At 56.1% G+C, this 25,600-nt stretch carries 20 protein-coding genes and 1 pseudogene; 8 read left to right on the plus strand and 13 right to left on the minus strand.

Going from position 1 to position 25,600, the window contains the following annotated elements; translation table 11 throughout:
* Positions 1–2 precede the first annotated feature (2 nt).
* The 10 genes from dnaJ to L1047_RS00495 form a co-directional block, all read right to left on the minus strand.
* Positions 3–1,187, minus strand: a complete 1,185-nt coding sequence (gene dnaJ, locus L1047_RS00450) for a molecular chaperone DnaJ (protein ID WP_235276610.1) — start codon at positions 1,185–1,187, stop codon at positions 3–5.
* Between the two features lie 130 nt (positions 1,188–1,317).
* Positions 1,318–3,129 (minus strand): molecular chaperone DnaK, encoded by a 1,812-nt coding sequence (gene dnaK / locus L1047_RS00455; protein WP_235276611.1) that lies wholly within the window; start codon positions 3,127–3,129, stop codon positions 1,318–1,320.
* A gap of 173 nt (positions 3,130–3,302) precedes the next feature.
* Positions 3,303–4,052: a nucleotide exchange factor GrpE gene (gene grpE, locus L1047_RS00460; protein ID WP_235276612.1), complete on the minus strand. Its 750-nt coding sequence runs from the start codon at positions 4,050–4,052 to the stop codon at positions 3,303–3,305.
* A 175-nt stretch (positions 4,053–4,227) separates the two neighbouring features.
* The gene (locus L1047_RS00465) at positions 4,228–5,889 is read right to left on the minus strand and encodes a bifunctional metallophosphatase/5'-nucleotidase (RefSeq protein ID WP_235276613.1); all 1,662 of its coding nucleotides are present in this window, start codon (positions 5,887–5,889) and stop codon (positions 4,228–4,230) included.
* 90 nt (positions 5,890–5,979) lie between these two features.
* Positions 5,980–7,200 carry a DUF445 domain-containing protein gene (locus L1047_RS00470; protein WP_235276614.1) on the minus strand — a complete coding sequence of 407 codons (1,221 nt, stop codon included), beginning with the start codon at positions 7,198–7,200 and terminating at the stop codon, positions 5,980–5,982.
* A 60-nt stretch (positions 7,201–7,260) separates the two neighbouring features.
* The gene (locus L1047_RS00475) at positions 7,261–8,226 is read right to left on the minus strand and encodes a hypothetical protein (protein ID WP_235276616.1); all 966 of its coding nucleotides are present in this window, start codon (positions 8,224–8,226) and stop codon (positions 7,261–7,263) included.
* Between the two features lie 116 nt (positions 8,227–8,342).
* Positions 8,343–10,052 (minus strand): S-layer homology domain-containing protein, encoded by a 1,710-nt coding sequence (locus L1047_RS00480; protein ID WP_235276618.1) that lies wholly within the window; start codon positions 10,050–10,052, stop codon positions 8,343–8,345.
* A gap of 251 nt (positions 10,053–10,303) precedes the next feature.
* Positions 10,304–11,344, minus strand: a complete 1,041-nt coding sequence (locus L1047_RS00485; protein ID WP_235276620.1) for an NADP(H)-dependent aldo-keto reductase — start codon at positions 11,342–11,344, stop codon at positions 10,304–10,306.
* A gap of 275 nt (positions 11,345–11,619) precedes the next feature.
* A complete protein-coding gene (gene metG / locus L1047_RS00490; protein ID WP_235276622.1) occupies positions 11,620–13,179 on the minus strand; it encodes a methionine--tRNA ligase in 1,560 nt (519 codons plus the stop codon).
* A 308-nt stretch (positions 13,180–13,487) separates the two neighbouring features.
* On the minus strand, positions 13,488–14,234 hold the full coding sequence (locus L1047_RS00495; RefSeq protein ID WP_235276623.1) for a rhomboid family intramembrane serine protease: 747 nt from the start codon (positions 14,232–14,234) through the stop codon (positions 13,488–13,490).
* 183 nt (positions 14,235–14,417) lie between these two features.
* Between L1047_RS00495 and L1047_RS00500 the strand changes: the two genes are divergently transcribed.
* Positions 14,418–15,092: a LuxR C-terminal-related transcriptional regulator gene (locus L1047_RS00500; RefSeq protein ID WP_235276624.1), complete on the plus strand. Its 675-nt coding sequence runs from the start codon at positions 14,418–14,420 to the stop codon at positions 15,090–15,092.
* A gap of 107 nt (positions 15,093–15,199) precedes the next feature.
* On the opposite strand, the gene rppA is transcribed toward L1047_RS00500, so the two are convergent.
* Both rppA and rsmI read right to left on the minus strand, forming a co-directional pair.
* Positions 15,200–15,934: a two-component system response regulator RppA gene (gene rppA / locus L1047_RS00505; RefSeq protein WP_328286012.1), complete on the minus strand. Its 735-nt coding sequence runs from the start codon at positions 15,932–15,934 to the stop codon at positions 15,200–15,202.
* On the minus strand, positions 15,909–16,838 hold the full coding sequence (gene rsmI / locus L1047_RS00510) for a 16S rRNA (cytidine(1402)-2'-O)-methyltransferase (protein WP_235276625.1): 930 nt from the start codon (positions 16,836–16,838) through the stop codon (positions 15,909–15,911). The genes rppA and rsmI overlap by 26 nt, the downstream gene beginning before the upstream one ends.
* A 128-nt stretch (positions 16,839–16,966) precedes the next feature.
* Here rsmI and moaA point away from each other — a divergent pair, with 128 nt between their 5' ends.
* A complete protein-coding gene (moaA, locus tag L1047_RS00515) occupies positions 16,967–17,944 on the plus strand; it encodes a GTP 3',8-cyclase MoaA (RefSeq protein WP_235276626.1) in 978 nt (325 codons plus the stop codon).
* A 1-nt stretch (position 17,945) separates the two neighbouring features.
* Here moaA and L1047_RS00520 read toward each other — a convergent pair whose 3' ends face one another.
* On the minus strand, positions 17,946–18,872 hold the full coding sequence (locus L1047_RS00520; RefSeq protein WP_235276627.1) for a D-isomer specific 2-hydroxyacid dehydrogenase family protein: 927 nt from the start codon (positions 18,870–18,872) through the stop codon (positions 17,946–17,948).
* A gap of 112 nt (positions 18,873–18,984) precedes the next feature.
* On the opposite strand from L1047_RS00520, the gene L1047_RS00525 reads away from it, so the two are divergent.
* The 6 genes and pseudogenes from L1047_RS00525 (at position 18,985) to cobN (ending at position 25,492) form a co-directional block, all read left to right on the plus strand.
* Positions 18,985–19,152, plus strand: coding sequence for a hypothetical protein (locus tag L1047_RS00525; protein WP_235278946.1), 168 nt, complete (start codon positions 18,985–18,987; stop codon positions 19,150–19,152).
* Between the two features lie 12 nt (positions 19,153–19,164).
* Positions 19,165–19,287 (plus strand): annotated as a pseudogene (locus tag L1047_RS16705) (YdeI/OmpD-associated family protein); the annotation flags it as partial.
* A gap of 28 nt (positions 19,288–19,315) precedes the next feature.
* Positions 19,316–20,599: a phosphodiester glycosidase family protein gene (locus L1047_RS00530; RefSeq protein ID WP_235276629.1), complete on the plus strand. Its 1,284-nt coding sequence runs from the start codon at positions 19,316–19,318 to the stop codon at positions 20,597–20,599.
* A 197-nt stretch (positions 20,600–20,796) separates the two neighbouring features.
* Positions 20,797–22,185 carry an FAD-binding oxidoreductase gene (locus L1047_RS00535; protein WP_235276631.1) on the plus strand — a complete coding sequence of 463 codons (1,389 nt, stop codon included), beginning with the start codon at positions 20,797–20,799 and terminating at the stop codon, positions 22,183–22,185.
* 131 nt (positions 22,186–22,316) lie between these two features.
* Complete coding sequence (locus L1047_RS00540; protein ID WP_235276633.1) at positions 22,317–23,099, plus strand: gamma-glutamyl-gamma-aminobutyrate hydrolase family protein; 783 nt, start codon at positions 22,317–22,319, stop codon at positions 23,097–23,099.
* A 185-nt stretch (positions 23,100–23,284) separates the two neighbouring features.
* Positions 23,285–25,492: a cobaltochelatase subunit CobN gene (gene cobN, locus L1047_RS00545; RefSeq protein WP_235276635.1), complete on the plus strand. Its 2,208-nt coding sequence runs from the start codon at positions 23,285–23,287 to the stop codon at positions 25,490–25,492.
* The last annotated feature ends 108 nt before the right edge of the window (positions 25,493–25,600 follow it).

Below are 25,600 nucleotides of genomic sequence, written 5' to 3' on the forward strand. Positions count from 1 at the left end.
AGTCATTCCTCCTCACGCTCCCGGTTACCGGGCATTTGGGCGAGCCCCCGCAGCAGGCCCCCTAAGAAGCCATCCCGCTTGTTGATACGTTCTCCATGCAACTCCGCCAAGCGCATCAGCAGATCTCGCTCTTCTGAGCTAATGCGGGTTGGGATCTCCACCACCAGAGTGAGCTGGTGATCGCCACGGGCCACCGAGTTGCCAATCCGAGGTACCCCCTTACCCTCCAGCGTGAGTACCGTACCCGGTTGAGAGCCGGCTGGAATGGTCAACTCCACTTCTTCCTCTAGGCCCGCTTTCGAGTCTACGGTGGGTACTGAGACCTTTGCCCCCAAAATGGCTTGCAAATAGCTCACCCGCACTTCCGAAAGAATGGTCAGGCCATCCCGCTGGAAATCGGGATCTGCCTCCGTAAACAGGTAAACGTACAGATCCCCAGGTGGGCCACCCCGCCGACCGGCGTCACCTTCTCCAGAAACCCGTAAGCGGGTGCCGCTATCCACCCCGGCAGGGATATTGATGCGCAGTTTCTTGGTGGTTTGGGCCAAGCCTTCGCCATTGCAGTTGTAGCAGGCTTCTTCCACGACTTGGCCAGAACCAGAACAGGTGGGGCAAACCGAAACTTGGGTAAAGCTGCCGAAGGGGGTACGAGTTGCCCGGCGCACTTGGCCGCCGCCGCCACAGGTTGAACAGGTTTTCACATCTGTGCCGGGCTTAGCGCCACTGCCCCCGCAGACGGGACAGGTTTCCAGGTGGCTGATGCGAATTTGCTTTTCTCCGCCGAAGATGGCCTCGAGAAACTCCAATTTCAGGTCAAAGCGCAGATCATCCCCACGCACCGGCCCATTGCGGCTGCGGGCATAACCAGTACCTGCCCCCGAAAAGTTGGTGAAGAAGCTCTCGAAAATATCGGCAAAGCCACCCATGCCGGCAAAATCTTGGAAACCACTCGCTCCGGCAGCAGCGCCCCCTAAGCCGGCCTCACCGAAGCGGTCGTAACGGGCTTTCAGCTCGTTGTCGGAGAGCACTTCATAGGCGCGGTTGATCTCCTTAAAGCGATCTTCAGCACCGGGCTCTTTATTGACATCTGGGTGATACTTACGGGCCAACCGTCGGTAGGCTCGCTTGATATCTTCTTTGGAGCTATCGCGGCCAACCCCTAGGATTTCGTAGTAGTCACGAGCCATAGAAGCGCTTCAGAGGGATAAAGATCAAATACACTCAACAACACAACTTGGCAGGCAGCGCAACAGCCCTCTTGCCGGAACAAGCCCGCAAGCGATGGAACAGGGGTGCATCTTCTCTCGGGGATAACCTTTAGCGAGCACCATAGATCTCGCTACCCATCTCCAGGAGGACAACCCGCAGATCTTCCATTGCATTCCGTAAAGTTGCTAAATCTACGTTATCATCTGCCAGCAATGCCCTCAATGCGCCCGCCATCTGGGCGCCCCGTTCGATTCGGGTTTCGCTGAGGCGGTTGCCGTGTTCTTCAAGGGTTTTGTCGTAATTGTAGAGCAGGGCGTCGGATTGGTTGCGGGCTTCCACCACCTGCTGTCGGCGTTGATCTTCTTCGGCATAGGCGTCAGCTTCCCGGCGCATCCGCTCGATCTCAGTACTGCTGAGGCCGCCGTTGTTGGTGATCTTGACACTCTGCTCAATGCCGGTTCCTCTTTCGCGGGCGGAGACCTTCAAAATCCCGTTGGCATCGATATCGAAAGACACCTCGATCTGAGGGACACCGCGAGGGGCAGGCGGGATCCCGGTCAGTTGAAAGCGACCCAGGGTTTTGTTGTCGCGGGCCATGGCTCGCTCCCCCTGCAAAACGTGGATCTCCACCACACTTTGGGCATCCGTAGCCGTGGAGAAAATTTGGGTTTTGCTGGTGGGCACGGTGGTGTTGCGGTCGATAATGCGGGTGAATACTCCCCCCAGGGTTTCTACACCAATCGAGAGAGGGATCACATCTAGCAAGAGCAGATCTTTCACTTCTCCGCCCATCACCCCCGCTTGGATCGCAGCTCCGAGGGCCACTGCCTCGTCAGGGTTAACCGAGCGATCCGGGGCTTTGCCTTTGAAGATTTGTTTGATTTTGTCTTGAATGGCGGGAATACGGGTGGATCCCCCCACCAACAAGACTTTGTCGATGCTTTCCGCAGAGACCCCAGCATCTCTCAGGGCTTGCTCAGTGGGTTCGGCTGTGGCTTCCACCAGATCCCGCACCAATTCCTCAAATTTTCCGCGGGTCAATTCCACTTCCAAGTGCTTGGGGCCAGAGTCGTCGGCGGTGATAAAAGGCAGGTTGATTGAAGTGGCTTGGGTGCTGGAAAGCTCGATCTTGGCTTTCTCGGCAGCCTCCCGCATCCGTTGCAGGGCCATGCGATCCTGGGAGAGGTCGATCCCTTCCATTTCCATAAATTCGCGGGTGAGCCAGTCAACAATTTTTTGGTCGAAATCGTCGCCCCCTAGGTGGTTGTTGCCAGCAGTCGCCCGTACCTCGAATACTCCACTGCCCAGTTGCAAGACGGAGACATCGAAGGTGCCCCCCCCTAAATCAAAAACCAGAATGCGCAGATCTTGATCTTGCTTGTCTAACCCATAGGCCAGAGAGGCAGCCGTCGGCTCATTGATGATGCGTAGCACCTCTAAGCCAGCAATGGTGCCGGCATCTTTGGTGGCCTGTCGCTGAGCATCGGTAAAGTAGGCAGGAACGGTGATCACCGCCTGGGTGACGGGTTCTCCTAGGTACGCTTCGGCATCCGCCTTCAGCTTTTGCAGGATCATGGCGGAGATCTCCTGCGGAGTATAGGCGCGATCCTGGATCGCCACTTCCACCATGTTGTCTCGGCCGGGGATCACCTTATAGGGAACCCGCATCCGCTCTGCCTCTGTTTCAGCAAAGGTGCGCCCGATGAAGCGTTTGACACTGAATACAGTATTTTCGGCATTGGTGACTGCCTGTCGCTTGGCCAGTTGCCCCACCAAGCGAGCGTTATTCTTGGCAAACCCGACGATGCTGGGGGTGGTGCGACCTCCTTCGGCATTGGTGATGACCACAGGCTGGCCCCCTTCCAAAACCGCCACACAACTGTTGGTGGTTCCCAGGTCGATCCCGATGACTTTGCCCATAGTCCCCTGTCTCAGTGCGTCAAGTCTCAGCCCAAGAGCGTGATTTCACGGATCATGGGTTAGAAGCATTCTGCCCAAAATCCTCTGAAAACCTTCAGAGGATACCTGCACCTCATGTAGCCCCACTGTAGCGCCTCTGAAACCATTTAGACCCTATCTTGTCAAGGTTCAATTCATTCATTTTCTGGGGGCAGACTTGTTTCTGGCTCGGGTGAGGCCTCTGGGGTAGACGACTCTTGGGCAGGGATCCCTTCATGGGCAGTGGCTTCGGCCTCAGGGCTTCCTTCGGATACCGCCACCATGGCGTGACGAATGACCAGATCTCCCAGCTTGTAACCTGCTTGATACTCGGTGACCACCACGTCCTCTGGGTGTTCACTGCTGGGTTGGCGGGCAATGGCCTCGTGCAGATTGGGGTCGAAAGGTTGACCCACCGCCTTCATGCGGGATACCCCCATCTTTTTCAGGGACTCCACCAGCAGACGGTAGACACTTTGATAACTGTTGTGCAACTCCCGCTCTCGGTCGGTTTCTAGCTTCACCTGCTGTTGGGCTCGCTCAAAGCTATCTACAACCGGTAGGATCTCCAGCACAAACTTTTGCCGTTCCTTTTGGCTAAATTCCTCCTTTTCCCGTTGGGTACGGCGCCGGTAGTTTTCAAAGTCGGCATAGAGGCGCAGATAGGATTCTTCTTTCTCCTTGCTTTGCTGCCGGATCACTTCCAATTCGTGCTGGAGCTGCTTCAGGGCTTCGCTCTGGGCGAGGGTGGGTTCGGCACTGGTTTCCCCTGGGGTAGCACCGGTTTCTGCCTCACTGTCTTCTAGGATCAGCTTTTCCAGCTCCGCTTCCACATCGATCTCCTCTTCCTGTAGTTCAGGATAGGCATCTTCTGGGGCCATCGGTTGCTTTTCTTCAGAGGTCATGGGTTGAATAGGCAGAATGTGAGCAATTGGTGTGATATCAGCGGATCCCTGGTTGGGCAGACTTCGAGATCAGACGTCAGCTGAGCCGAACCGGGCCGCTGCGCTGATCGTATTCTACCGACTTCCCTCGAAACCAGTGGGATGAATAGGGGATCCCTTCGGGGTCGCCCCTTTTCTAGCCTACCAGCAGACTTTTCTGAGGCCGGCTGAAGCGATTGGGAAAATAGATCTCGGCCAAATCGGGAATCAAGCTCCAGTTGTGGCTGTGGAGGGGTTGTAGGGGAGAGTGGGTGTTGATGTAGTAGACGAGAAAATCGCGGATGCTATCGGCTGAAATCCATAGGGTTTCCGCCTCTTGGAACATGCTGTAGCCACCGCCACCGCCAGCTCGATAATGATTGATAGCCAGACGGAAGGTTTGGGTCGGTTCAACAGGCCGTCCGCGGAACTGCAGGTTAACCAGACGCTCCCCCACCGGGCGAGTGAGATCGAAGCGATAGTCGATGCCGTGGTAGAGGTCGAAGGTATAGCCACGGGCATCAGGGGTAACAACAGCGGCAGGATCCGCCGGGAGATGGTCGGGATCCAATTGCTGAAAATAGCCCGCCGTTTGCTCTAGAGCCCGCCGTAGAATATCGCCAGTTACTTCCAGAACGCAGAGGGTGTTGTCGTAGACCGTGATACTGTAGGCATCCTGCAAGCGAATCGGGCCTGCTGCCAAGCTAGTACTGCTACAAATGTTGACCAAGGAGAGTTCCGCTGGAAAGCCAGCCTCCCGCACTGCTTGTAACTGGGCTTGATGGAGCAGTTCTGCCAGAGGATTGGCCCCCAGCCGTGCAGCTAACCCGCCAAGATAGGGCGCACGGGCATATCCAACCGGCTGATGGACATAGCGCAAGGTGGTCTGATGATAGGGAGCCGTGAGGGCCAACAATTCTGGGTCAGGTGGGATCCCGGCTGCCGAAAGAATATCCACTTGTCCTCCCTGGACTCGCCAACCTTGCCCTTGGGGTTCTAGTTCCAGGCTGACCAGCGACAAATGGGTACCCCAAAAGCCGGGTTGCACCACCAGGGGTTTGGCCCGCTCCAGTCCGGCAATGGTTTGGTGGGTGTGGCCGGAGAGGATGACATTGATGTCCTCTAATTGCGCGAGATTGAGTAGCTCGTTTTCTCCTGTCAGGCTTTTGTTGCTGCGCCAGTCTGAGCGATCCGGTGTCCGCCAATGCTCGGGACTGCGCTGTGGGGGCAGATGGGTGGGGCCGCTGTGCAGGATCACCACCAATACATCCACTTGGGGCCGCAGCAGGGGCAGATAGTGATGGGCCGTTTCCAGAATCGGGGCAAAGTGCAAGCCGACGATGTGATCGGGACGTTCCCAGGTATCGATGCGGGGGGTGGTCAGACCTAAGAGTCCCACACGGATCCCCTGGAGAGTTCGGATCAGGTAGGGCTGAAAGAAAGGATCCCCGTTTTGGCGGAGGATGTTGGCACAGAGCACCGGGCAGTTCAAATCAGTGACGAAGTCCTGTAGAACCTGTGGGCCAAAGTTGAAATCGTGGTTGCCAGGGGTGAAGGCATCGTAGGCTAGGGCGTTGAAGGCCTGGGCCATCGGATGGGGAGAGACCCGTTCCACTTGGGCGTAGTAGGTGGCTAGCGGGGATCCCTGAATGGTGTCGCCACTGTCGATCAACAAGACAGGATCCTGGGTTTTAGCCCGCACTCGCCTGATCAGGGTGGCTAGCTTGGCCAGACCATGCTCCGCAGGTACCCCAGTGAAATAGTTCCAGGGGTGGAGATTAGCGTGCAGGTCAGAAGTATGCAAAATCGTTAATTTCATTCCACCATCATAGAACCACCCATAGATCTCTGTTCCACTGGGTCGACAGAACTCTGTTCGAGTGACCGGGATCCCCCCTATCACTCCCTATCAAAGGAGCAAAAACAATACCTGTACACAGCCCACGATCAAGCCGAGGATCCCTCCCAAGTTGACAATTGTCTGTAGCTCTTGACGCACGATCTGCTGAATGGCCTGTTCCAAGTCGGCGGGAGAGGTGGCATTGACCTTGTCGGTAATCACTTGATCCAAATTCAACACTGGGATCACCTGCGTCATTAACGATTCCAGATCCCGTTCCAAGTAGCGTTCCAACACCAAAGCTAGGTCAGCACTGATCTGATCGATGGAGGTGATCAGCACCTTTGAGTTACGTAGACGCCCCAACACCAGACTGGCTACCTTTTCCCAGTCGATCGTCATGCCCAATCCCTGGAGCAAATCCGGCCCCTGTGCCCGCAGGTAATCTTGGATCCCGTCCCGTAGGGTACGGCGCAACTGGCGCACTGCGGAAACTGGCAAATTTTGTAAAGAGAGGTTCTGCAAGATCTCCGTCAGACGGCGATTGGCGCTGATGTCTTTCAGTAGACCCTCCAAAATGGCCTCGGCTCCCTCGGGATCTTCTAGACAGTAGGTACGCAATCGCAGCAGGGCATTTTTTAGGCCGAACAAGTTGGCCACCACCCAGTAGGATCCCGTCGCTCGTTCTCGAAACTCTTCATCTAGGGACTCAATGTTGCGGTCGGTAAGAAAGTCCACCAAGTTTTGCCGCAACACTTTTGGGGGCAGCGCCTGTTCCCAGATCCACTCCGAGAGCTGTTTGGCTTGCTCACGGCTGAGGCGCAGATCCAGCAGCACCTGGTCGAACAATTGGTTGATCGGCCCCTCCAGAAATTCCTCCTGGCGAGCCAGCACCTTGATCAAGCGCGGTAACGACTCGTTGAACAGATCTGCCAAAATACGGGCCAAGACCTGAGCGGTTTGCTGCTGTTGTTCCGGGTTTTGCAGCCGATCCAGAGCCACCCCCAGCAGCCAGCGGATCCCCGCCTGCATCCGTTCGGTTTGCAGCAGTTTGCGGGCCAGGTTGTGCAGTTCCTCCGGCGTGAGCAGGGATCCCATGATTGTGTTGGCGATCTGCTTGGCCAGACGGGGCTGATTCTGTGGAATTAAACCCGGGGTGAATGGGAGGCGCCGACCGAAAACCCGATAAGGGCGGTAGGGCCGAAACAGCATTTTAATGGCAATGTCATTGGTGAAATAGCCAATCACCAGCCCAGCCAGAGGGGGCACAATGTAGATCCAGAGGGCCATGAGGGAAAACCGAGGGGGCTCTCTTCTACTCTACCGACCAGCCTCAACTCGCTTCAGGGGTCATTGGATAATCAGGCTATCCGCCAATTCCAACTCCACCAAAGTATTGGGTTGCAATGTCACCACTCGGTCGATGTTAGTACTGCCAGCAGCGGCTCCAGCTACCCCACCGGCCAGAATGGGCAGGAAGCCAATGCCACCCGTGAGCACCCCCAAAGCCAATCCCCCAGCTGCGCCATATCCTGCCCCACGGGCCACCGTTGTACCGACATCAGCATTCCGATCCAACCCAACTCGTAGCAGAGGAGAACGACCGCTGAGCAAGTAGGTGGAAGAGCCGATGGTGATGCGGTTGGCCACAAAGCGGCTGCCGACAATCCGTTCTTGGGGATCGGCATTTTCTTCGACCCGATTGAGGGGATCGATCTCGCGGTAAACCGGCTCAAAAGTGCCCCACACTACACTACCTGCTGGGATCACCACCTGTCCAAATCGATCCACCACCGGATCGGATACTTCCAGGTTGCCGTTGATTGTTTGATAGGGCTGGAAGGTGATTTCTCGGTAAACCGTCAAGGGGATAGTGGTGCCGGAGGGCAACTCACCTCGAGTCATCCCCGAGAGATCTCCACCCGGGCTCACGCCAGGCTGACGTTGATAGGAATAGGCTTCTCCTAGAGGGGCTTGGGGGTCAGGAGCTGCCTGCAAAGGCACCACTGGAATCGGAGCCGTACTGGGATCCAAAACCGGAGCGGCGGGATCCGAGCCCAGTTGGGGTACCTGTGGCACAGCCGGCAGGGCGGGTGGGGCAGCAGAAGTTTCGGGAGGCGGGGCTGTTAACAAAGGCAAAGTTGGAACGGATCCCTCGCTGGGGACTGCCGGTTGGGCAGGTTGTCCTGGCGGTGTGAACTCAAACTCCTGGGCGGCAACCGGCGCGATGGCACCGACCAACAGTACCCCGCTCAGCACCAAAGAGGGCCAAGGCAACACAGTCTGCAGCGACTGCATCCAGCTGGCTTGGTTCATGGATCCCACTAGGTCACGACTGGCAGTAGCTTAACATCCCTCCTCTCCGTTGACCACTAAATGTGGGGTATAAATTTATCAAAATAGACCTTGAAACACTATTAAGACTTGACCCGCTAGGGACTGGGGGAAGGAGAAGGTTCGCTCGTTTCCTCCGGCTCAGGAGAGGCTTCCTCAGGGGCTGGGGTTTCGGGTGCAGGAGAGGGATCCCCAATCTCCGGGCTTGTTTCCGGCCCTTCTGTTGCGGCTTCTGCCTCCGGTTGCTCAGCCTCTGCAGGAGAACGGCCTTCCGGAGAGGGCAAAGGCTCTACCACAGGTTCTGCGGTTGGGGTGGCAGTTGCTGCCGGGGTAGGTGTCGGTGTTGCTTCTGGCGTGGGTGTCGGAGTGGGAGTGGGAGTAGGGGTAGGTGTCGGAGTGGGAGTGGGAGTAGGGGTAGGGGTGGCGGTAGCTGCCTGCACCCGGAAAGACCACTGCTGAATGGCGGTGTTGCCACTGGTGTCAGAGATCTGGACGGCGATCAGGGTGGGCTGATTGAGGGGCAGAGGCTCGGCTGGGGTATAGGTAAAGGTGGTTTGGGTGAGCTGGGCCTGGGCTGTCACATCCACATTGTTCACCAGCAACGTAAAGCTATTGAGATCGATCCCTTGAGCATCCTGGAAACGGGCCGAGATCACTGGGCGGGGGTTCTCTACTGTGGCCCCGTTGGCAGGCGTAAGCTCGCTGATGGTAGGGAAGGTGGTATCGGTGATTTGGCCAATCGAGATGGTTTTTTCTGGCAGTTGCACCAGCGTCACCAATCCTCCCCGTTCTAGACGAGCGAAGACAGGTACTTCTGAGGCTCGATCTTGGCTGCGGAAGGTATAGGTTCCCTCGTATTGGCCCGGAAGGGTTTCCTGCAGCGGAATGTTGTAGACAATGCCGGGAATAGAGAAGACCCCCTGCGCTCCCGGGGATCCCAACAAAAACACCGTAAAGGTATCCCCCGGATTGACGGATCCCAAGGGTTCACGGGTGAAGAAGGTGTTCACTTCTGGTGCGGTGGGCAGGGTTTCCACCAGAGGCTCAATCGGGATATCCGGTGTGACCAAGGGCTCGGGGGTAGGGGTGACTTCGGCGATGATCTCGGTGCTGATGCCAGGGCCAGGGATGGCGGCGCCCACCGGCGGATCGAGATTGGGTACCCGCCCCACTTTGGCTAGGGCTTGGTAAGTCAAGGCGGCCACTTCTCCGCGGGTGGCTACCGCTTGGGCATTCAGTTGTACCGGACTGGGATAGAGCACCAACAGACTTTCTTGAGCTGCGGTAGCAATCGGAGCACGGGCGAAATTCGGAACCGCCGCTGCATCCACAAACCCTGCCAGAATCTGTTCAACTTGGTTGGCATCTTGAATGAAATTGTCGTTGGTGGCCGCTTTGGTGAGCACGGTGATTGCCTGGGCGCGGGTCAACACATCGTTGGGACGGAAGGTACCGTCGGGGAAACCAGACACGAACCCTGCCGCCGCTGCCGCGCCAATGGAGGGAGCTGCCCAACTGGGGATCGGATCGGCAAACTGGCGGGAAGGGACGTTGGTATCTAGGCCAAAGGCTTTGGTGACGATAACGGCAAATTGGGCACGGGTAACCGATTCGTTGGGACGGAAGGTGCCATCGGGAAAGCCGCCAATCACCTGCCGCTCATTCAGGCCAGCGATGTACTGGGCACCCCAGTAGGTGCTGATATCGGACAGTTGCCCCCAAACGGGATCCCCCACCAGAGCTAAGCTGCCACAGCTCACCACCAGAGCCGCTGTCTTCCAACTGTGCCAAAGGGAAAACTCGCGCATCGTTCACACCTCAAAGGTTGTCTTTCGGATCCTCACCCCTACTATCCACCAGAAGGGATCCGGAATCCATTCCTACAAACACTACCTTCGGACGGAAAAACCCAGAAAAAGTTCTCTACTGGGGTAGTTTTTTCCGTAATACCTTTCAGCCAGTGCAGGCGAATCTACTGCCTGACAAGGATCAGTGCTCCGCACCGCTGAAACGACCTGCTTAGCTTCATGTCTTACATGAAGTCGGGGAAAAACCTGTATCAAGGAGCGGGATTGGGATAGCGCTGATGTACTGCTTCGATCTCCGCCAGCATCTCTGCGGATAGCTCCACCTGTAAGCAACTGAGGTTTTCTTTCAGCTGCGCCAAGCTAGTCGCCCCAATGATCGTGCTCGCCACAAACCAGCGGCTGCGCACAAAGGCTAAAGCTAGTTGTGCTGGGGTCAAGCCATACTTTTGGGCAATGTTCACATAACCCGCCACCGCCTCCGCCACATTGGGTTTCAGATAGCGCTGACCAAAGCTCTCGAACAAAGCCAAACGGGATCCCTGGGGTTTTACTCCCCCCAAGTATTTCCCCGTCAACACTCCAAACCCAAGCGGACTGTAGGCCAATAGCCCTATTTGTTCTCTACGACACACTTCCGCTAGCCCCACCTCAAATATGCGGTTAATGAGGTTGTAGGCATTTTGAATGGAGACCACCTTGGGTAGACCTAACTGCTCGGCTAGGTGGCAAAACTCGCTCACACCCCAGGGGGTTTCGTTGCTCAGGCCGATGTAGCGAATCAACCCCGCCTGCACCAGTTCTGCCAGGGCTTCCAGTTGCTCGGCAATGGGAACCGTAGGGCGCTCCCGGCTGGGATCGTAAGAGACTGCCCCAAACTGGGGTACATAGCGATCTGGCCAATGGATTTGGTAGAGGTCGATGTAGTCGGTTTTCAGGCGTTGCAAACTATCGGCCACCGCTTGTCTAATGTTGTCGCGGGTGATGGAAAGGGATCCATTGCGAATCCAGTGCCAGGGCCGACCGGGGCCCGCAATTTTGGTAGCAATAATCAGCTGATCCCGCTGTTGATGGTGCAGCCACTCGCCGATGTAGCGTTCGGTAGCTCCCTGAGTTTCCGCTTGGGCGGGCACAGGGTACATCTCGGCAGCATCGATGAAGTTGATCCCTTGTGCTAAAGCATAGTCCAGCTGTTCATGGGCCTCAGCTAGGGTATTCTGCTGCCCAAAGGTCATGGTGCCCAGACAAATCTCTGAAACCTGCAAAGAGCTATGGCCGAGCGGGTGATAGCGCATGGGAAGTCTCCTGAATAACTCTTGCAAGAAGAGTTAACATAAATTCAGTACAAATCCAAACATTTGATGAAGGGATCCCTGGAGCAACCCAAACCCCACGTGGCGTAAAGCCAGCTCTCTAGCCGCAGCTCCCGGCTGATCGCGCATCGCCCCGATCAACTCATTGATTACAGCCTTTTCCAGCGATACATACTACAGCGGATGCAAATCAACCCTTTGTCCGACAAAAATTTCTTCTTTGCTTTGTGTTGTCTATAAAGTCGGAAAAGGCTGTATTAGGAAAGCTCTGACTTGAGGATTCTCTGAAAGATGGGGGTGGGGGGCTGGGGTTCTTGCTCAGGGGGAAGTTGCCCCCAGGTAGCATCGGGATCCCAGCGTAGCTGGGTAGCATCGGTCAAGGTAAACCCCAGTTGCTGCAAGATTTTCAGGCTGAGATCCGGCACCAAGGGGGAAAGCAGTACCGCTACCCAGCGCACACTTTCTAGGACGGCATAGAGGATCTCGGCCACCTGTTCGGTTTTCCCTTGTTTGTGCAGCGTCCAGGGGGCTTGTTCATCCAGGTATTTATTGCTGGCCTGGGCCAGACTGAGGGTTTTCTGGGCGGCGGAGCTGAGATCCAGCCGCTCGTAAGCCTCGGCCACGAGGGGGGTGAGGGTTTGGGCCAAAACCTTGAGGGGGTTATCGTCCGGGATCCGGACGGATGGGATGCGGTAGTCCCGGTATTTCTTGAGCATGTTTAGGGTGCGGTTGAGCAGGTTGCCCAGATCGTTAGCCAAATCGGCATTGAGCACATCGATGAAGCGGCTTTCGCTGAAGTCCCCATCTTTGCCCAGCTCAATTTGCGTCAGAAAATAGTAGCGCACCGCATCGGGGCCATATTGGGCGGTCAACTCGAAGGGATCCAGCGTGTTGCCCAGGCTTTTGCCCATTTTCATGCCATCTTTGGTGAGAAAACCATGGCCGAAGACCTGTTTGGGCAAGGGCAACCCGGCAGACATGAGCATGGCCGGCCAATAAATGGCGTGGAAACGGACAATATCTTTGCCCACTAGATGTACATCTGCCGGCCAGTAGCGGCGCAAGGTGTTGTCTAGGATGGGTTCGTCAGCGGGATCCAGAGCGGCACTGAGGTAGTTAATCAGGGCATCGAACCAGACATAGATGGTCTGGCTGGGATCCGTCGGGAAAGGGATCCCCCAGGAGACGCTGGGCCGAGAGATGGAAAAGTCGCGCAAGCCCTGCTTGACAAAGCTGAGCACCTCGTTGCGGCGGCTTTCCGGTTGAATAAATTCTGGGTGCTCAGCGTAGAGGGTTTCCAGTTTCTCTTGATAGCGGGAGAGGCGGAAGAAGTAGTTCTCTTCATCTTTCCATTCCACTTTTTTGTTGGGGTGGAGCGGGCAGAAGTCCCCCTCGAGCAGTTCATCTTCGTCTTTGAATTCTTCACAGGAGACACAGTACCAGCCCTGTTGTCGCCCGGTGAGGATGTCTCCTTGATCCCAAAGCCGCTGAAAAAAGTCCCGCACGATGGCTTTATGACGGGGATCCGTGGTGCGAATGAAGCGGTCATGACGGATATTCAAGAGTTGCCAGAGCTTGACAAACTCGGCGGAGAGTTCGTCACAGTGCTGCTGCGGCGGGATCCCGCGTTCTTCAGCGGTGCGTTGGATCTTCTGGCCATGTTCGTCAGTACCCGTCACCATGAGTACGTCTTGTCCTCGCAGGCGATGGTAACGGGCGATGGCATCCGCGATCATCGTGGTGTAGGCGCTGCCAATATGGGGGGCAGCGTTGACGTAGTAGATCGGGGTGGTGATGACGAAGGTGGAATCCGGCATGAGCAATTGGCGAAGCGTTCTCCCATCATAGAGGTCAAGAATCCAGATGCGAACAGACTCTATTTGTTATCAACTGTTTCAGTCGTTCCCTTCCCTTTTGCTTTAACTGTTGGGCCTGAATCCTGCTTTGGGGGAGAGTTATCGGTTTGTCTCTCAGAAGATCGATCGAGGAGATTGCTTTTTGTTGGACTAGGATCAAGGACTTGGCAGATAGGCCAACCATCCCTTGTTCCTCATCAAGATTTCATTTAGGGTGTATGTTCATTTAAGGTGTATGGGCCAATGCAAGTGTCCTCATCCGGGAAGGCTCAAAGTATTTCCTTCTCTTGTTGTCGCAAAGCAGCTTGACGGTCATAGGGGCTTTTGCCAGCAAACAACCCCATCAACGGCCCCAAAATTGCCCCAAACACAAAGCCACCCGCGTGCGCCCAATAGGCAATTCCTCCCCCTTCCATGCCAATGTTGGTGGTCATCTGCAAGCTGGCAATGCCATAAAAAGCCTGCTGCACAAACCAAAAACCTAAAAATACCCAGGCCGGAACATAAATAGTCGTAATAAAAATACCCAGAGGCACCAGAGTCAACACCTCGGCCTGTGGAAAGCGCAAAATATATGCCCCCAACACCCCGGCGATTGCTCCACTTGCCCCTAGCGAAGGGATGGTGGATTCCATGTCAAAAAACCATTGGGTTAAAGCTGCTAAGGCGCCACAAGTGAGATAAAAAACCAGGTAGCGCACATGGCCCAAGCGATCTTCGACATTGTTGCCAAAAACCCACAAAAAGAGCATGTTTCCGGCAATGTGTAAAAAGCCGCCATGCAAAAATTGTGATGTGAATAGGGTTATCCATTCCGGACGCAGCGAAGAGGTGACTTCCCCTTGGAAGCTGGCCGTTAACTCCGCTGGTACCACCGCCCACTCCCGGAAAAAAACTGCCAACTCCCGTGGTGAAAGGGTTAACTCATAGATAAACACCAAGATATTGAGGATCAACAGTGCATAGGTGACATAAGCTGTGCGGGTGGTTGGGTTGCGATCTTGCAGTGGTACCACGGATGGGATCCCCTTGACATCCTCTCCAGCCTAACCCGTTCATTTTGGTCTTGCCCTGCACAACTCAGGATCCCGGTCAGGGGTTACACTGGGATAGCCTAACGGGTCACTGATTTTGGTCTGGATCCCTTGTCAGTGAAGGAATCTTAGCCATGCCAGCACAACCAATCGAGGAATGGATTGATGTCTGAGGTTGAAAGCCCAACTGCCCCGCTCAAATTTTTGATCGTTGAAGATCACCCAGAAGTAGCCCAAAACAATTGCGAGTGGCTACAACGGATTGCAGCGGATGCCCAATGCATTACGGTAACCAACCCCATGGATGGGATCCTGCGCTTGCAGCGAGAGGAGCCGGATTTGGTGGTGTCCGACTTGCTCTATGGCCAAACCAGCGGGGAACAATCTGCCGAACCGGGGCTAGAGTTTTTGCGCCATATTTTCGAGACCTATCCCACCTTGAATGTGATGGCCTACTCCAGTGAGCCGTTGCTCCTGACCCCCTTGGTGGGCCTGATCAGCAAGCACCAGGGTGGATTTGCGGCTGTTAACAAGATGGAACGGCGCACCGTGTTTTTAGAGGGGGCCAAAAGTGCCCTGAATGGGGAGTTACGGATGCCGCGTGAATTGCGTGGTCTGACCAAATTGACAGAGCGGGAGATCGAAGTCTTGAATTTACTCTGTAAAGAAGCCCTCACCGATCAAGCGATTGCTGACCGCATTCATACCAGTAAGAAGACTGTACAAAACTGTATTCAAAGATTAAAAGAGAAGCTAGATATCTTTGAGTCTGAGGATGAGATCAATGCCCGTGTTGCCATGTGTATGACAGCCGTCCAGAAAAAAATTATTCAATGGTAATTCTTGTCAAAGATCAAAGATTCTGTAAACCCTTAACGAGAGCCTTCAAAAATGGGGGATCTATCCTCTGAAGATCCTCTGAAGAAACCTTTTCACAGGAGGCTTTTTTATGGCTTTTGTAGCTCTTCCCCCAGGAGCCCAAAGCGATACCCTTTGCCATATACTGCATGAATCAACTCTGGGGATCCGGGCAGGCGCAGGCGACGACGCAACAAACGCACTTGGGCCGCCAAAACATTGCTACTGGGTGGCTCCTCGCCCGCCCACACCTGCTTATAGATCTGGTCATGGGTGAGCAACTGTCCCGGATGAGTCATGAAATACTCCAGGAGGCGAAATTCTTTTTGCGACAGGCTGATCATTCGCCCTTGGCGATAGGCGGACTGGTTTTCCCGATCCAACTCCAAATCCCCCAGGTGCAACCGTGGGATCCCTTCTGGGGATCCCGCCCGCCGCAACAAAGCCCGTACCCGTGCCAACAGCTCCCGCAACTCAAACGGCTTCACCAAATAATCATCCGCCCCTGCATCTAGCCCTTGGACGCGGTCATCCAGAGTATCTTTGGCAGTTAAAAACAGAATCGGTGTGGCGCGATCCACCTGCCGTACCCGCTGGCATAGAGAAAGTCCTGACAGCCCTGGCAACATCCAATCCAACACCAGCAGATCGTAGGGAGGCGCTGGGGAAGTCTGGGTGTCCGCAAGGGATCCCGTTGTCTGGAGGAGTGCCCAGGCCCGCCCACCGTCATAGGCCACATCCACCCTGTAGCCCTCTCGGGTTAACTGCTGGGCCAACGAATCCGCCAGCTCTACCTCATCATCCACCAGTAAAATCCGCATCATCGCCTTCTGAAGGGAAAGGGTCTGAGTGTTCTGCATCAGTTGCCTTGATTTGTAAAGACAAATCGTACAGGCGTCGCCGCGTCCAAATTTGGGATCCCTGCAAACTCTGGGCCAACTGACGGCTGGCGGTCGAACGAGATAAACCTCTAGCCAGCAACTGGGCCAGTTCCTGTCGAATTTCAGCTTCTGAGAGTGGTTTTCTGAGGCCCTTGTCTGAGTTGGCATACCCCTCGATCAAGAGGGTGAACTCCCCGCGGGGAGGCTGAGTTTTGAGATGCTCCAGAGCTGCGGCCAGGGATCCCCGCCAAAACGCTTCGTGGAGCTTGGTCAGCTCGCGCGCCAGTACCACCTGCCGATCAGAGCCAAAACAGGCGATCAGGTCTTGCAGGGTTTGGCAGATACGGTGCGGGGCCTCGTAGAAAATCAGGGTGCGCGGCTCTTGGGCCAATTGTCTGAGGTGGGCTTGCCGCTGGCTGGGTTTGCTGGGCAGAAACCCTTCGAATACAAAGCGCCGCGTCGAGAGACCGGAGGCGATCAAAGCCGTCATGGCAGCCACCGGGCCGGGTATGGGCACCACCGGGATCCCTGTCTGGATACAAGCGCGCACCAATTCTTCCCCCGGATCAGAAATGGCCGGTGTACCGGCATCGCTGATCAAAGCCCCCGACTGCCCCACCGACAGGTATCCCAAGAATTCCGGGATCCGCTGGGCAACATTGTGCTCGTGATAGCTAATCAGGCGGGTGGAGATCTGAAAATGCTTCAGTAGCTGCCCGGAATGACGGGTATCTTCTGCAGCTACCCAATCCACTTCTTTGAGGATGCGTAGGGCCCGCAGGGTGATGTCTTCGCGGTTGCCGATCGGGGTGGCCACCAAGTAGAGGCTGGCGGTGGCGTGCTCCATCCCAAGGCCCCCAAAAGTTGAACCTACAATGAGATTTTAATTCCGAGCGTGAATAGGTGTTCCTCCGAGCCTGTGTTGGACGACCGGGGGTTCTGCATGGGGATCCCTCTCTTTAGGCCAGCGTTTCTATGTCTGTTGTCAACTACCTGCGCATCAGTTTGATCGACCGTTGCAACTTCCGCTGCCAGTACTGTATGCCCAGCGAAGAAGAGTTGGCATGGCTGCAAACCCCAGAGCGCCTCACCGATGCGGAACTTCTCACCCTGATTCAAGAGGTCTTTTTGCCCCTTGGCATCGATCGCTTTCGCCTCACCGGCGGGGAGCCGCTGTTGCGACCGGGCTTAGAAGATTTGATCCATACCCTGTGCCACTTGCCTGGAGTCGAGGATGTGGCCCTGACCACCAACGGCTTTAACCTGGCCCAAAAGGCCCAACCCCTGTACGATGCTGGTTTGCGCCGTATCAACATCAGTCTGGATTCCCTCCATGCCGATACCTTTAGGCAAATCACGGGGCGGGATCGCTGGCGGCAGGTTTGGGCCGGGATCCAAGCCGCTCACCAAGTGGGGTTCGATCCCCTCAAATTGAATGTGGTGGTGATTCCTGGTGTCAACGAAGGGGAAGTAGAGGATCTGGCCGCCCTCACCCTAGAGCGGCGGTGGCATGTGCGTTTCATCGAGTTTATGCCTATCGGCAACGGCCCCCTCTTCGACCACATCGGCTGGGTGAACTCAGAAACTTTGCGGCAACGGATTCGCGCCCGCTTCGGCCTAGAGGCTGGATTTGTGGCGGGCAATGGACCAGCGGATGTGTTTCGGATCCCGGGGGCACAGGGCACGTTGGGGTTTATCAGCCAGATGTCTGAGTGCTTTTGTGATCGCTGCAACCGTATGCGCTTGTCCAGTGATGGTTGGTTACGACCTTGTTTGCTGAATGAATCCGGCCAGATCAACCTCAGGGATCCGCTGCGAGCCGGGATCCCTGCCGATAGGCTCCGTCAGCAGGTGCAAGATTTGCTGGTGCTCAAGCCGGAAATCAACTTCAAAGGACGGGATAAAGGTGGTCAGGGATCCTACCAGCGCACTATGTCTCAAATTGGCGGCTAACCTAGTACCCCAACAGGGGATCCACTTGCCCAATCAAGGGTTCCCCCAAGGCAAATCGACGCACATTTTCCTGAACCCGCTCCGAAAGCATCGGGATGGCCATCGCTTCTGTATTGGCGGTATGGGGGGTGATCAGGCAATTGGGCAAGCTCCACAGCGGGTGCCCATCCGGTAGGGGTTCGGGATCCGTTACATCCAAGCCAGCCCCCCGGATCTTTCCTTGCTGGAGCGCCTGTACCAGATCCGCAGTCACGATATGGCTGCCCCGCGCCACATTTACCAGCCAGCACTGGGAGCCCATCACATCCAATTCCGGTTGGGCAATCATTCCCTGAGTTTCTGGAGTCAGGGCCAGGGCCAAGATCACCCCATCTGCTCCGGTCAAGACCTTTTGGCGTTCTGGCAGCGTTACCACCCGTGTTGCACCCACCACCGGATCAGCCCTGCGCCGCACCACATCGATTTCACACTGAAACGGTCGCAACAACTGGATTAGCACTTCGGTAATGCCCCCCGCACCGCAGATCACCACTCGCCGCCCAAATAAGCTCACTCCGGATCCCCGCTGCCAGCTCTGGGCCAAAGCCCGGATTTTGAAGTCTCGCAAACCCGCCAACAGTAACGCCAGCGCATGTTCGGCCACCGGCTTGGCATACACCCCTTTGCCACAGGTCCAGACATAGGCCGGATCCAAAACCCCAGCTCTGGCAAAAGGCTCAACCCCCGCCCAAGGCAACTGAATCCAACGGATCCCGGGGCCCTCCGCCAAACAGCGCTTCAGGTTCGTCACATCAAAAGCATCAGCCCAAACCAAAGCCTCAGCTTCTGCCACAGAGACGATTTGCCCGCCACCGGCCAAAACGGCTTCTCGGATCCAGGGGCGGATCCCGGTGGGTTCTACGGCAATGCGGGTGCCCTGTACGCCCATCGTGCTGCTTGTTCTGAGCTCATCTTTTGCCAGAATACTGGAGGATGCCCTTGTCAAGGTTGATGGGTTGAACTCCCCAGTCGGCCTGGAAGTGTTAAGGGATCCCAAAAGGATGCCGCGGATCCCCATCGGGCTCGATAGCGTAGAAGCTGTTGCAAGCCTTCATGAGCGGGAGCACTACCCAATGACCCCTTCCGAGTTGCTGACATTGGTAACGTTGCTGTTTCCCGGCATCCTGCTGTCGCTGATTTTGATGGCGACCTTTGCAGCAGGGGGATGATCCTTTCCCCGCTCGGTCAAACGGGGCATTCTAGAGTGGATCAGCAATGCCAAACGATCCGATACCCGTGCCAAACGAACCGAAGAAACGGCTCGTCTGGCCAAGGATAACCTGCGGGCCAACCAGTGGTGCTGAACGAATTGGGAGTGAGCGGAAGGCTGGGATGAACGGTTCGGATCTGGCCAAGACGGTTTATGCTCAGGCCAAAGGAACTGATGGGCCAGACAAGATAGGCTTTTGCCCAGGGATCCGCCCCAGAGCTGGGTCTAGGCAGGGAGGCAAAGATATGTTCAAAAAGGCTCAAGGTTGGCTGGCGGCAATGGCTGTGGTACTGGTTCACACGGCTCCGGCGCAAGCCCAGATGGTTCCTGCTCGCCTGGTGCAAGGGATCCCGTTATATCAAGAGGAAACCTGGGTCGGGGGGAATCGGATCCCGGTTTCTATTTTGACCCTTTCGCCATCGGCCGGTCGCCTGCGCCCAATTTGGGCTGAACCGACGGGGTTGGTGGGCCTACGGGAGCTGTCCTCCTTTGCTGGCGAACAAGGCGCCTTAGCCGCCATTAATGGAGGCTTTTTTAACCGCAACACCCGTCAGCCACTGGGGGCCATTCGCTTGGAGGGCCGCTGGATTTCTAGCCCGATTTTGGGCCGTGGAGTCGTGGCTTGGTCGGATCAAGGAGCGGTACGCTTCGGGCGGCTGCAGATGCACGCGGAGCTGCGCAACGGTATTGGGGATCGCATCCCGCTCATGGGCATCAACACAGGCTATATCGTCGCCGGGATCTCGCAATTTACTTCCGATTGGGGATCCACCTACACCACCCAAACCGACAATGAAACCGTTCTCCAGGTGCAAGAGGGACAGGTACAGGCCATTGTTCCGGCGGGCTTGGCGGGCAGTGTCAGTGTGCCGATTCCAGGGGGGGGCTATGTATTAGCGGCCCGGGAGTTAGAGGGATCCCTGGAAGCCCAAAAACTGGTCGTCGGAGATCGTCTCAGCATTCACTTGGCTTTGGATCCACCAGAGCTGGAAGCCTATCCTCACCTCCTGGGGGCCGGGCCTTTGTTACTTTTGGATGGGCAGGTGGTGTTAGATGCCGAACGGGAGCGGTTTCAGCCGACTTTTCGCACTCAGCGAGCAGCTCGTAGCGCCATTGGCCTGTTGGAGAGCGGACATTTGTTGTGGGTTACAGCAGGCAATGCCCAGGAAAACCAAGGGCTCACCCTGCTGGAGATGGCCCAGTTGATGCTGCAGTTGGGCTGTCGGCATGCCTTGAATTTGGATGGAGGCAATTCTTCTACGTTAGTGCTAGAGGGAGAAGCTGTGAATTGGGAGCGCCCATTCTTAGAAGTTGGTAACCCTGAGAATGCAGCGGATAATGGATTGCCGGGATCCCGGCGAATTCTACCTAGGGTTCACAACGGTCTTGGCTTTTTCCCACTCTAAAGTGCAGCCTTTTCCAGCGTTACCTAATATAGCAGATTCAGATCAATCCCTTGCTCCATAAGGTTTTTGGCCTAGCTCAAGGGCCTGTGTAAAGTCGGAAAAGGCTGTAAGCATTGTTGCAGGGATCACAAACCACAGCCTGGGGATCCCCTAAACTCACCTTGTCTTTACAAGTCTTCTTTGGGATCTTTGGCCTCATGACAGCCGTTCTCAAGCCCAGCACCTCTACAGGCTGGCTGACCGCCTGTATGGCCGAATGGCAAGAGATCGAGCTGATCACAGACAGTACCCAAGTGGGCAAACTCTCCCAAGACTGGCACCATTTCAGCCCCATTCTCAGGGAGCAATTGGCAGATAAACGGGCCCATTTCGTCGCTCGCCCTGTTGATGAGGCCCAAGTGATTCGCATCGCCCGCACCTGCGCCCAAAAGCGGATCCCGATCACCCTGCGAGGCGGTGGCACCGGCAACTACGGGCAGGCTGTCCCTTTGTACGGTGGTGTGGTGTTGGATCTGTCGCGTATGCAGCGGATCGTCTGGGTGAAGCCGGGTTTGGCCCGGGTAGAAGCAGGAGTCCGGTTGACAGCACTGGATAAAGAAGCCCGTAAAATGCACTGGGAGCTGCGCATGTTCCCTTCCACGGCGGCAACTTCCACCTACGGTGGCTTTTTGGGAGGGGGCTTTGGCGGTGTTGGCTCCGTGAACTACGGCATTTTGAAAGAGCCCGGCAATGTGTACGCGGTGCGGGTGATCACCCTAGAAGAGGAACCTCGGATCCTGGAGTTGCGGGGATCTGAGGTGGGACAAGTCACCCATTCTTGGGGCATCAGCGGCATCATTACGGAGCTGGAAATTTCCTTGGCACGGGCGCAGCCCTGGGCGGAGTGCATCATTGCCTTCTCGAACGTGATGGATTCGGTACGCTTTGGGTTTGATTTGGCCAATGCCCCCGGGATCCCCACCCGCTTGGTCAGCCAGCATGCTTGGCCGATCCCCAGCTACTTCACGGCGCTGCGAGAGCACATTCCGAGTGGATCCCATTGTGTGCTGGCTATTTTCATCGAGCCTGGGTACGAAGCTCTACAAGCCCTGGCCCAAGAGCATGGGGGCACCCTCTGTTGGGTGAAGGCTGCCGCAGATGCGGGCAGAGGCACCACCCTCACCGACTATTGCTTTAACCACACCACCTTGCACGCTCGAGCAGCGGATCCAGGGCTGACCTATATTCAAAGTCGCTTTCCTGCTGATCCAAGCGAAAGTTTGCGACTGATCGAGCAGATGATCGATCATTTTGGGGAAGAAGTAGTGATGCACATCGAATTTCAACGGGTGGGTGGGCGAGTTATCGCTGGCGGTGGGCAGGTGGTGCGTTATTCCACTCCTGAACGCTTGCAGGCGATCATGACCTTTCATGAGCAACATGGGGTGACCATTCCCAACCCCCATACCTACCTGTTGGAAGAAGCAGGCAAAAAAGTCGTGGATCCTAAACAAGTGCTTTTTAACCAACAGGTGGATCCCTATGGGTTGCTCAATCCTGGCAAGACCTTATCTCGTCCTGTTTCCAACGGTATCTCTTGCTCTTAAATAGGCCTTCAACCCCTCTGGAATAGCCATAAGTTGTGACTATAGGTTGTGACCGGACGCACACCACGCTAAAAGCCCCCTAACAAATCGGAAAATGCTGCTCTGCACCGCCAACGCGATAGGGTTATGGTATGGGGATGAAACGAACACCGCCTCTTTCGGATCGACCGCTGATCGGCATTACCACTCGCAATCGTAACGACGAGGGCAACTTTATCGCGCCGGGCCGTTACATCGATGCCATTCGGGCTGCCGGAGGGATCCCCATCTTATTTCCTCCGGGCGAGAGTGAACCGCAGGTTTTGCTGTCTTTGGTGGATGGACTGGTGTTGACGGGGGGTGGCGATCTCTGCCCCAGTACCTATGGTGAGGATCCCGAGCATCCCAAGGTGCGCTATGTCAACTCAGAACGGGATCGATTTGAGGTGGCTCTAGCTGAAGCTGTGATGAGTCAAGGGATCCCCGTGTTGGGCATTTGTCGGGGGATGCAGTTGTTGAATGTGGTCAGTGGCGGCAAACTGATCCCACATGTGCCGGATGTGTACGATGAACTGGATCATTTCAACCCAGAAGATCGTAAACCCATTCACCATAAAGTCAGCATTCTCAGCTCGACACGACTGCAACAAATCATCGGTGCCGAGGAAATCTCGGTGGTGTCTTGGCATCATCAGGCCATTTGTGATGTACCAGCGGGGTGGCGTTTGTCCGCTTGCTCTACGGATGAGCTGATTGAGGCGATCGAGCACGAAACGCACCCTTGGGCAGTTGCCGTGCAGTGGCACCCAGAATTTACTTTTGAAGAGGCTGAGCATTTTCGTCTTTTTCAGGAGTTTGTCCGGGCAACCCGTCAGTTTTCACCGCGCTTGGCGGGCATGGTGTCCAACACTGGGCCAACACCCCAGGTGGCTTAAGGGTTGATCAGCGGCTAGTAAGCCGCAATCCGGGTGGATCCTCTGGGGAGCAACACTCGCACCCGATCCTTTTGACCGATTTCGACCATGGGATGAATGCCTGGGATCCCAGCCGGAGAACCTTGGCAATTGGGCGACTGTATGGTGTATCGTCTGGAGCGAACAGATCGGGGGAACTCAGTCCTGTGCATCGAATTGCAGCGGTACCGGGGGGATGGGATCCCTCGCAATCTGGGGTCATCTTTCTAGAACAGGATCCGGCTCCTGTGGTGGTGCTCACCGCAGCGGATACTGATCTGGGTGCGCTGGCAGGGGCGATGCAGCTGCTGCCGCAGGGGTTCCCGGCAGTACGGGCGGCCAACTTGTTGCAATTACAACAGCCCTTGAGCATTGATGACTATGCGGAGAAGGTTTTGCGGCAGGCACGGCTCATCCTAATTCGGCTGTTGGGGGGGCGGGCCTATTGGAGCTATGGGCTGGAAGTGGCCAAACAGGTCGTCGCTGAGGAAGGATCCCATCTGATTGTCATGCCAGGGGATGATCGTCCCGATTGGGATCTGGTTAGCCATTCCACCGTCAGCTTGGCAGTAGCGGATCGGGTATGGCGGTACTGGCTGGAGGGGGGATCCGAGAATGTGGCAGCCAGTCTCTCTTTTTTGGCTACAGAAGTCTTGGGTTGTGTGTATCCGGTAGGGGATCCCCAGGTGCTGCCCAGGCTGGGGATGTACACGCCTCCCACGACTCCGAGAGGGGATCCGGCTGTGGGGATTTTGTTGTATCGCGCCCATGTGCTAGCGGGCAATACGGAGCCGGTGGATCAACTGACCGCAGCCTTGGCCCGACGAGGGTTACAGCCCATTTGCCTTTACACCTCCGGCCTGCAAGAACCGAACTTCCCCCAGGCAATACGGGATCATTTTGGGGGCCAAATTGAAGTTTTATTGAACACCACCAGTTTTTCTTTGGCGCGATTGGACAGTGACCAGCCTGATGTCAGCCTTTGGCAGGCCCTGGATGTGCCGGTATTGCAGGTGATCTTAAGTGGCGGATCCCAGCCCAGTTGGCAAGCCTCCAGGCGGGGGTTGGGGGCGCGGGATTTGGCCATGAATGTGGCCTTGCCGGAGGTGGATGGGCGAATTGTCAGTCGGGCGGTTTCTTTCAAGGCAGTACGACAAGTGGATCCCCGATTGCAGACGGAGGTGATGGCTTATGAGGCCGTACTGGATCGGGTGGAGTTTGTAGCGGATCTGGCGACCAACTGGGTAAGGTTGCGGCGTACCCCCATTTCAGAGCGGCGGCTGGCGTTGATCCTGGCCAATTACCCCAACCGGGACGGGCGGCTGGCCAATGGGGTCGGGCTAGATACCCCCGCCAGTTGTGGACAGATTCTCCAGGCCCTCCAGGCAACGGGCTACAGGATCCCCTGGCTACCCCAAAGCGGAGATGAACTGATCACCTGGCTAACCCACGGCTACACTTATGACCCCCTGGGATCCCTGCGTCCTGTCCAGCAATCCCTTGCGGCACAAGTGTATCGGGAGTGGTTCGGACAACTGCCGGACGAGATCCAGACCCAGCTCATCGAGCAATGGGGGGATCCGCCCCCTCGGGATATTCCGGTTGTGGGTCTACAGTTGGGGCAGGTGTTTGTTGGCATCCAACCACCACGAGGGTATGACCGGGATCCGGCCTTGAACTACCACGCTCCGGATTTAGTGCCTCCCCATGAGTATTTGGCTTTTTATCTGTGGCTGCGACAGGTGTTTGGAGCACAGGCCATCGTGCATGTGGGCAAGCATGGCAACCTAGAATGGCTGCCGGGCAAGGGATCGGCCCTTTCTGCCGAGTGTTACCCAGAGATTGCCCTGGGGCCCATGCCTCACTTTTACCCATTTATCGTCAATGATCCTGGGGAGGGATCCCAGGCGAAGCGCCGTGCCCAAGCGGTAATTATCGACCACCTCACGCCACCCCTGACCCGTGCCGAGTTGTATGGCCCTTTGGCAGAATTGGAGCGGCTCATGGATGAGTATGTAGCGGCAGAACAGTTGGATCCCGGACGTTGTCCTTTGATTCGTGCCCAAATTCAGGAAATAGCCCGAACTGAACATTTGAATGAGCTGTTCAATCTGCAAACGGAGGAGGATCTGAATCGGTTGGATGGCTATCTATGTGAGCTCAAAGAATCCCAGATTCGGGATGGGTTACACATTTTGGGCCGCATCCCAGAAGGAGATCAACTGATCGATTTGCTGGCAGCTTTGGCTCGCTACCCCGGCAACGGCCAACTGGGCCTCACTCAAGCTATTGCCCAAGACTGGGGATGGGAATGGGATCCCCTGACGGCCAATCTAACGGATCCCTGGCCGACCCCTTCCGTGAAGTTGCGATAAAAAATCAAGACAATAAAGGAGTTGATGGGGATCCCCGAATCAACTCCTTTACCGGCAGCGAACTATGGGCGACTGTGACCTACTGAGCTAGCAGCAGCCAGCAGAATC

Origin of the sequence: Synechococcus sp. Nb3U1 (assembly GCF_021533835.1) — a bacterium.
Taxonomy (GTDB): Bacteria; Cyanobacteriota; Cyanobacteriia; order Thermostichales; family Thermostichaceae; genus Thermostichus.

Excerpts from the sequence above, each read along its gene's own strand:
- dnaJ (WP_235276610.1), bottom strand. The coding sequence starts at position 1,187 with ATGGCTCGTGACTACTACGAAATCCTAGGGGTTGGCCGCGATAGCTCC.
- dnaK (WP_235276611.1), bottom strand. The coding sequence starts at position 3,129 with ATGGGCAAAGTCATCGGGATCGACCTGGGAACCACCAACAGTTGTGTG.
- grpE (WP_235276612.1), bottom strand. The coding sequence starts at position 4,052 with ATGACCTCTGAAGAAAAGCAACCGATGGCCCCAGAAGATGCCTATCCT.
- L1047_RS00465 (WP_235276613.1), bottom strand. The coding sequence starts at position 5,889 with ATGAAATTAACGATTTTGCATACTTCTGACCTGCACGCTAATCTCCAC.
- L1047_RS00470 (WP_235276614.1), bottom strand. The coding sequence starts at position 7,200 with ATGGCCCTCTGGATCTACATTGTGCCCCCTCTGGCTGGGCTGGTGATT.
- L1047_RS00475 (WP_235276616.1), bottom strand. The coding sequence starts at position 8,226 with ATGAACCAAGCCAGCTGGATGCAGTCGCTGCAGACTGTGTTGCCTTGG.
- L1047_RS00480 (WP_235276618.1), bottom strand. The coding sequence starts at position 10,052 with ATGCGCGAGTTTTCCCTTTGGCACAGTTGGAAGACAGCGGCTCTGGTG.
- L1047_RS00485 (WP_235276620.1), bottom strand. The coding sequence starts at position 11,344 with ATGCGCTATCACCCGCTCGGCCATAGCTCTTTGCAGGTTTCAGAGATT.
- metG (WP_235276622.1), bottom strand. The coding sequence starts at position 13,179 with ATGCCGGATTCCACCTTCGTCATCACCACCCCGATCTACTACGTCAAC.
- L1047_RS00500 (WP_235276624.1), top strand. The coding sequence starts at position 14,418 with ATGTCTGAGGTTGAAAGCCCAACTGCCCCGCTCAAATTTTTGATCGTT.
- rppA (WP_328286012.1), bottom strand. The coding sequence starts at position 15,934 with ATGATGCGGATTTTACTGGTGGATGATGAGGTAGAGCTGGCGGATTCG.
- rsmI (WP_235276625.1), bottom strand. The coding sequence starts at position 16,838 with ATGGAGCACGCCACCGCCAGCCTCTACTTGGTGGCCACCCCGATCGGC.
- moaA (WP_235276626.1), top strand. The coding sequence starts at position 16,967 with ATGTCTGTTGTCAACTACCTGCGCATCAGTTTGATCGACCGTTGCAAC.
- L1047_RS00520 (WP_235276627.1), bottom strand. The coding sequence starts at position 18,872 with ATGGGCGTACAGGGCACCCGCATTGCCGTAGAACCCACCGGGATCCGC.
- L1047_RS00525 (WP_235278946.1), top strand. The coding sequence starts at position 18,985 with ATGCCGCGGATCCCCATCGGGCTCGATAGCGTAGAAGCTGTTGCAAGC.
- L1047_RS00530 (WP_235276629.1), top strand. The coding sequence starts at position 19,316 with ATGAACGGTTCGGATCTGGCCAAGACGGTTTATGCTCAGGCCAAAGGA.
- L1047_RS00535 (WP_235276631.1), top strand. The coding sequence starts at position 20,797 with ATGACAGCCGTTCTCAAGCCCAGCACCTCTACAGGCTGGCTGACCGCC.
- L1047_RS00540 (WP_235276633.1), top strand. The coding sequence starts at position 22,317 with ATGGGGATGAAACGAACACCGCCTCTTTCGGATCGACCGCTGATCGGC.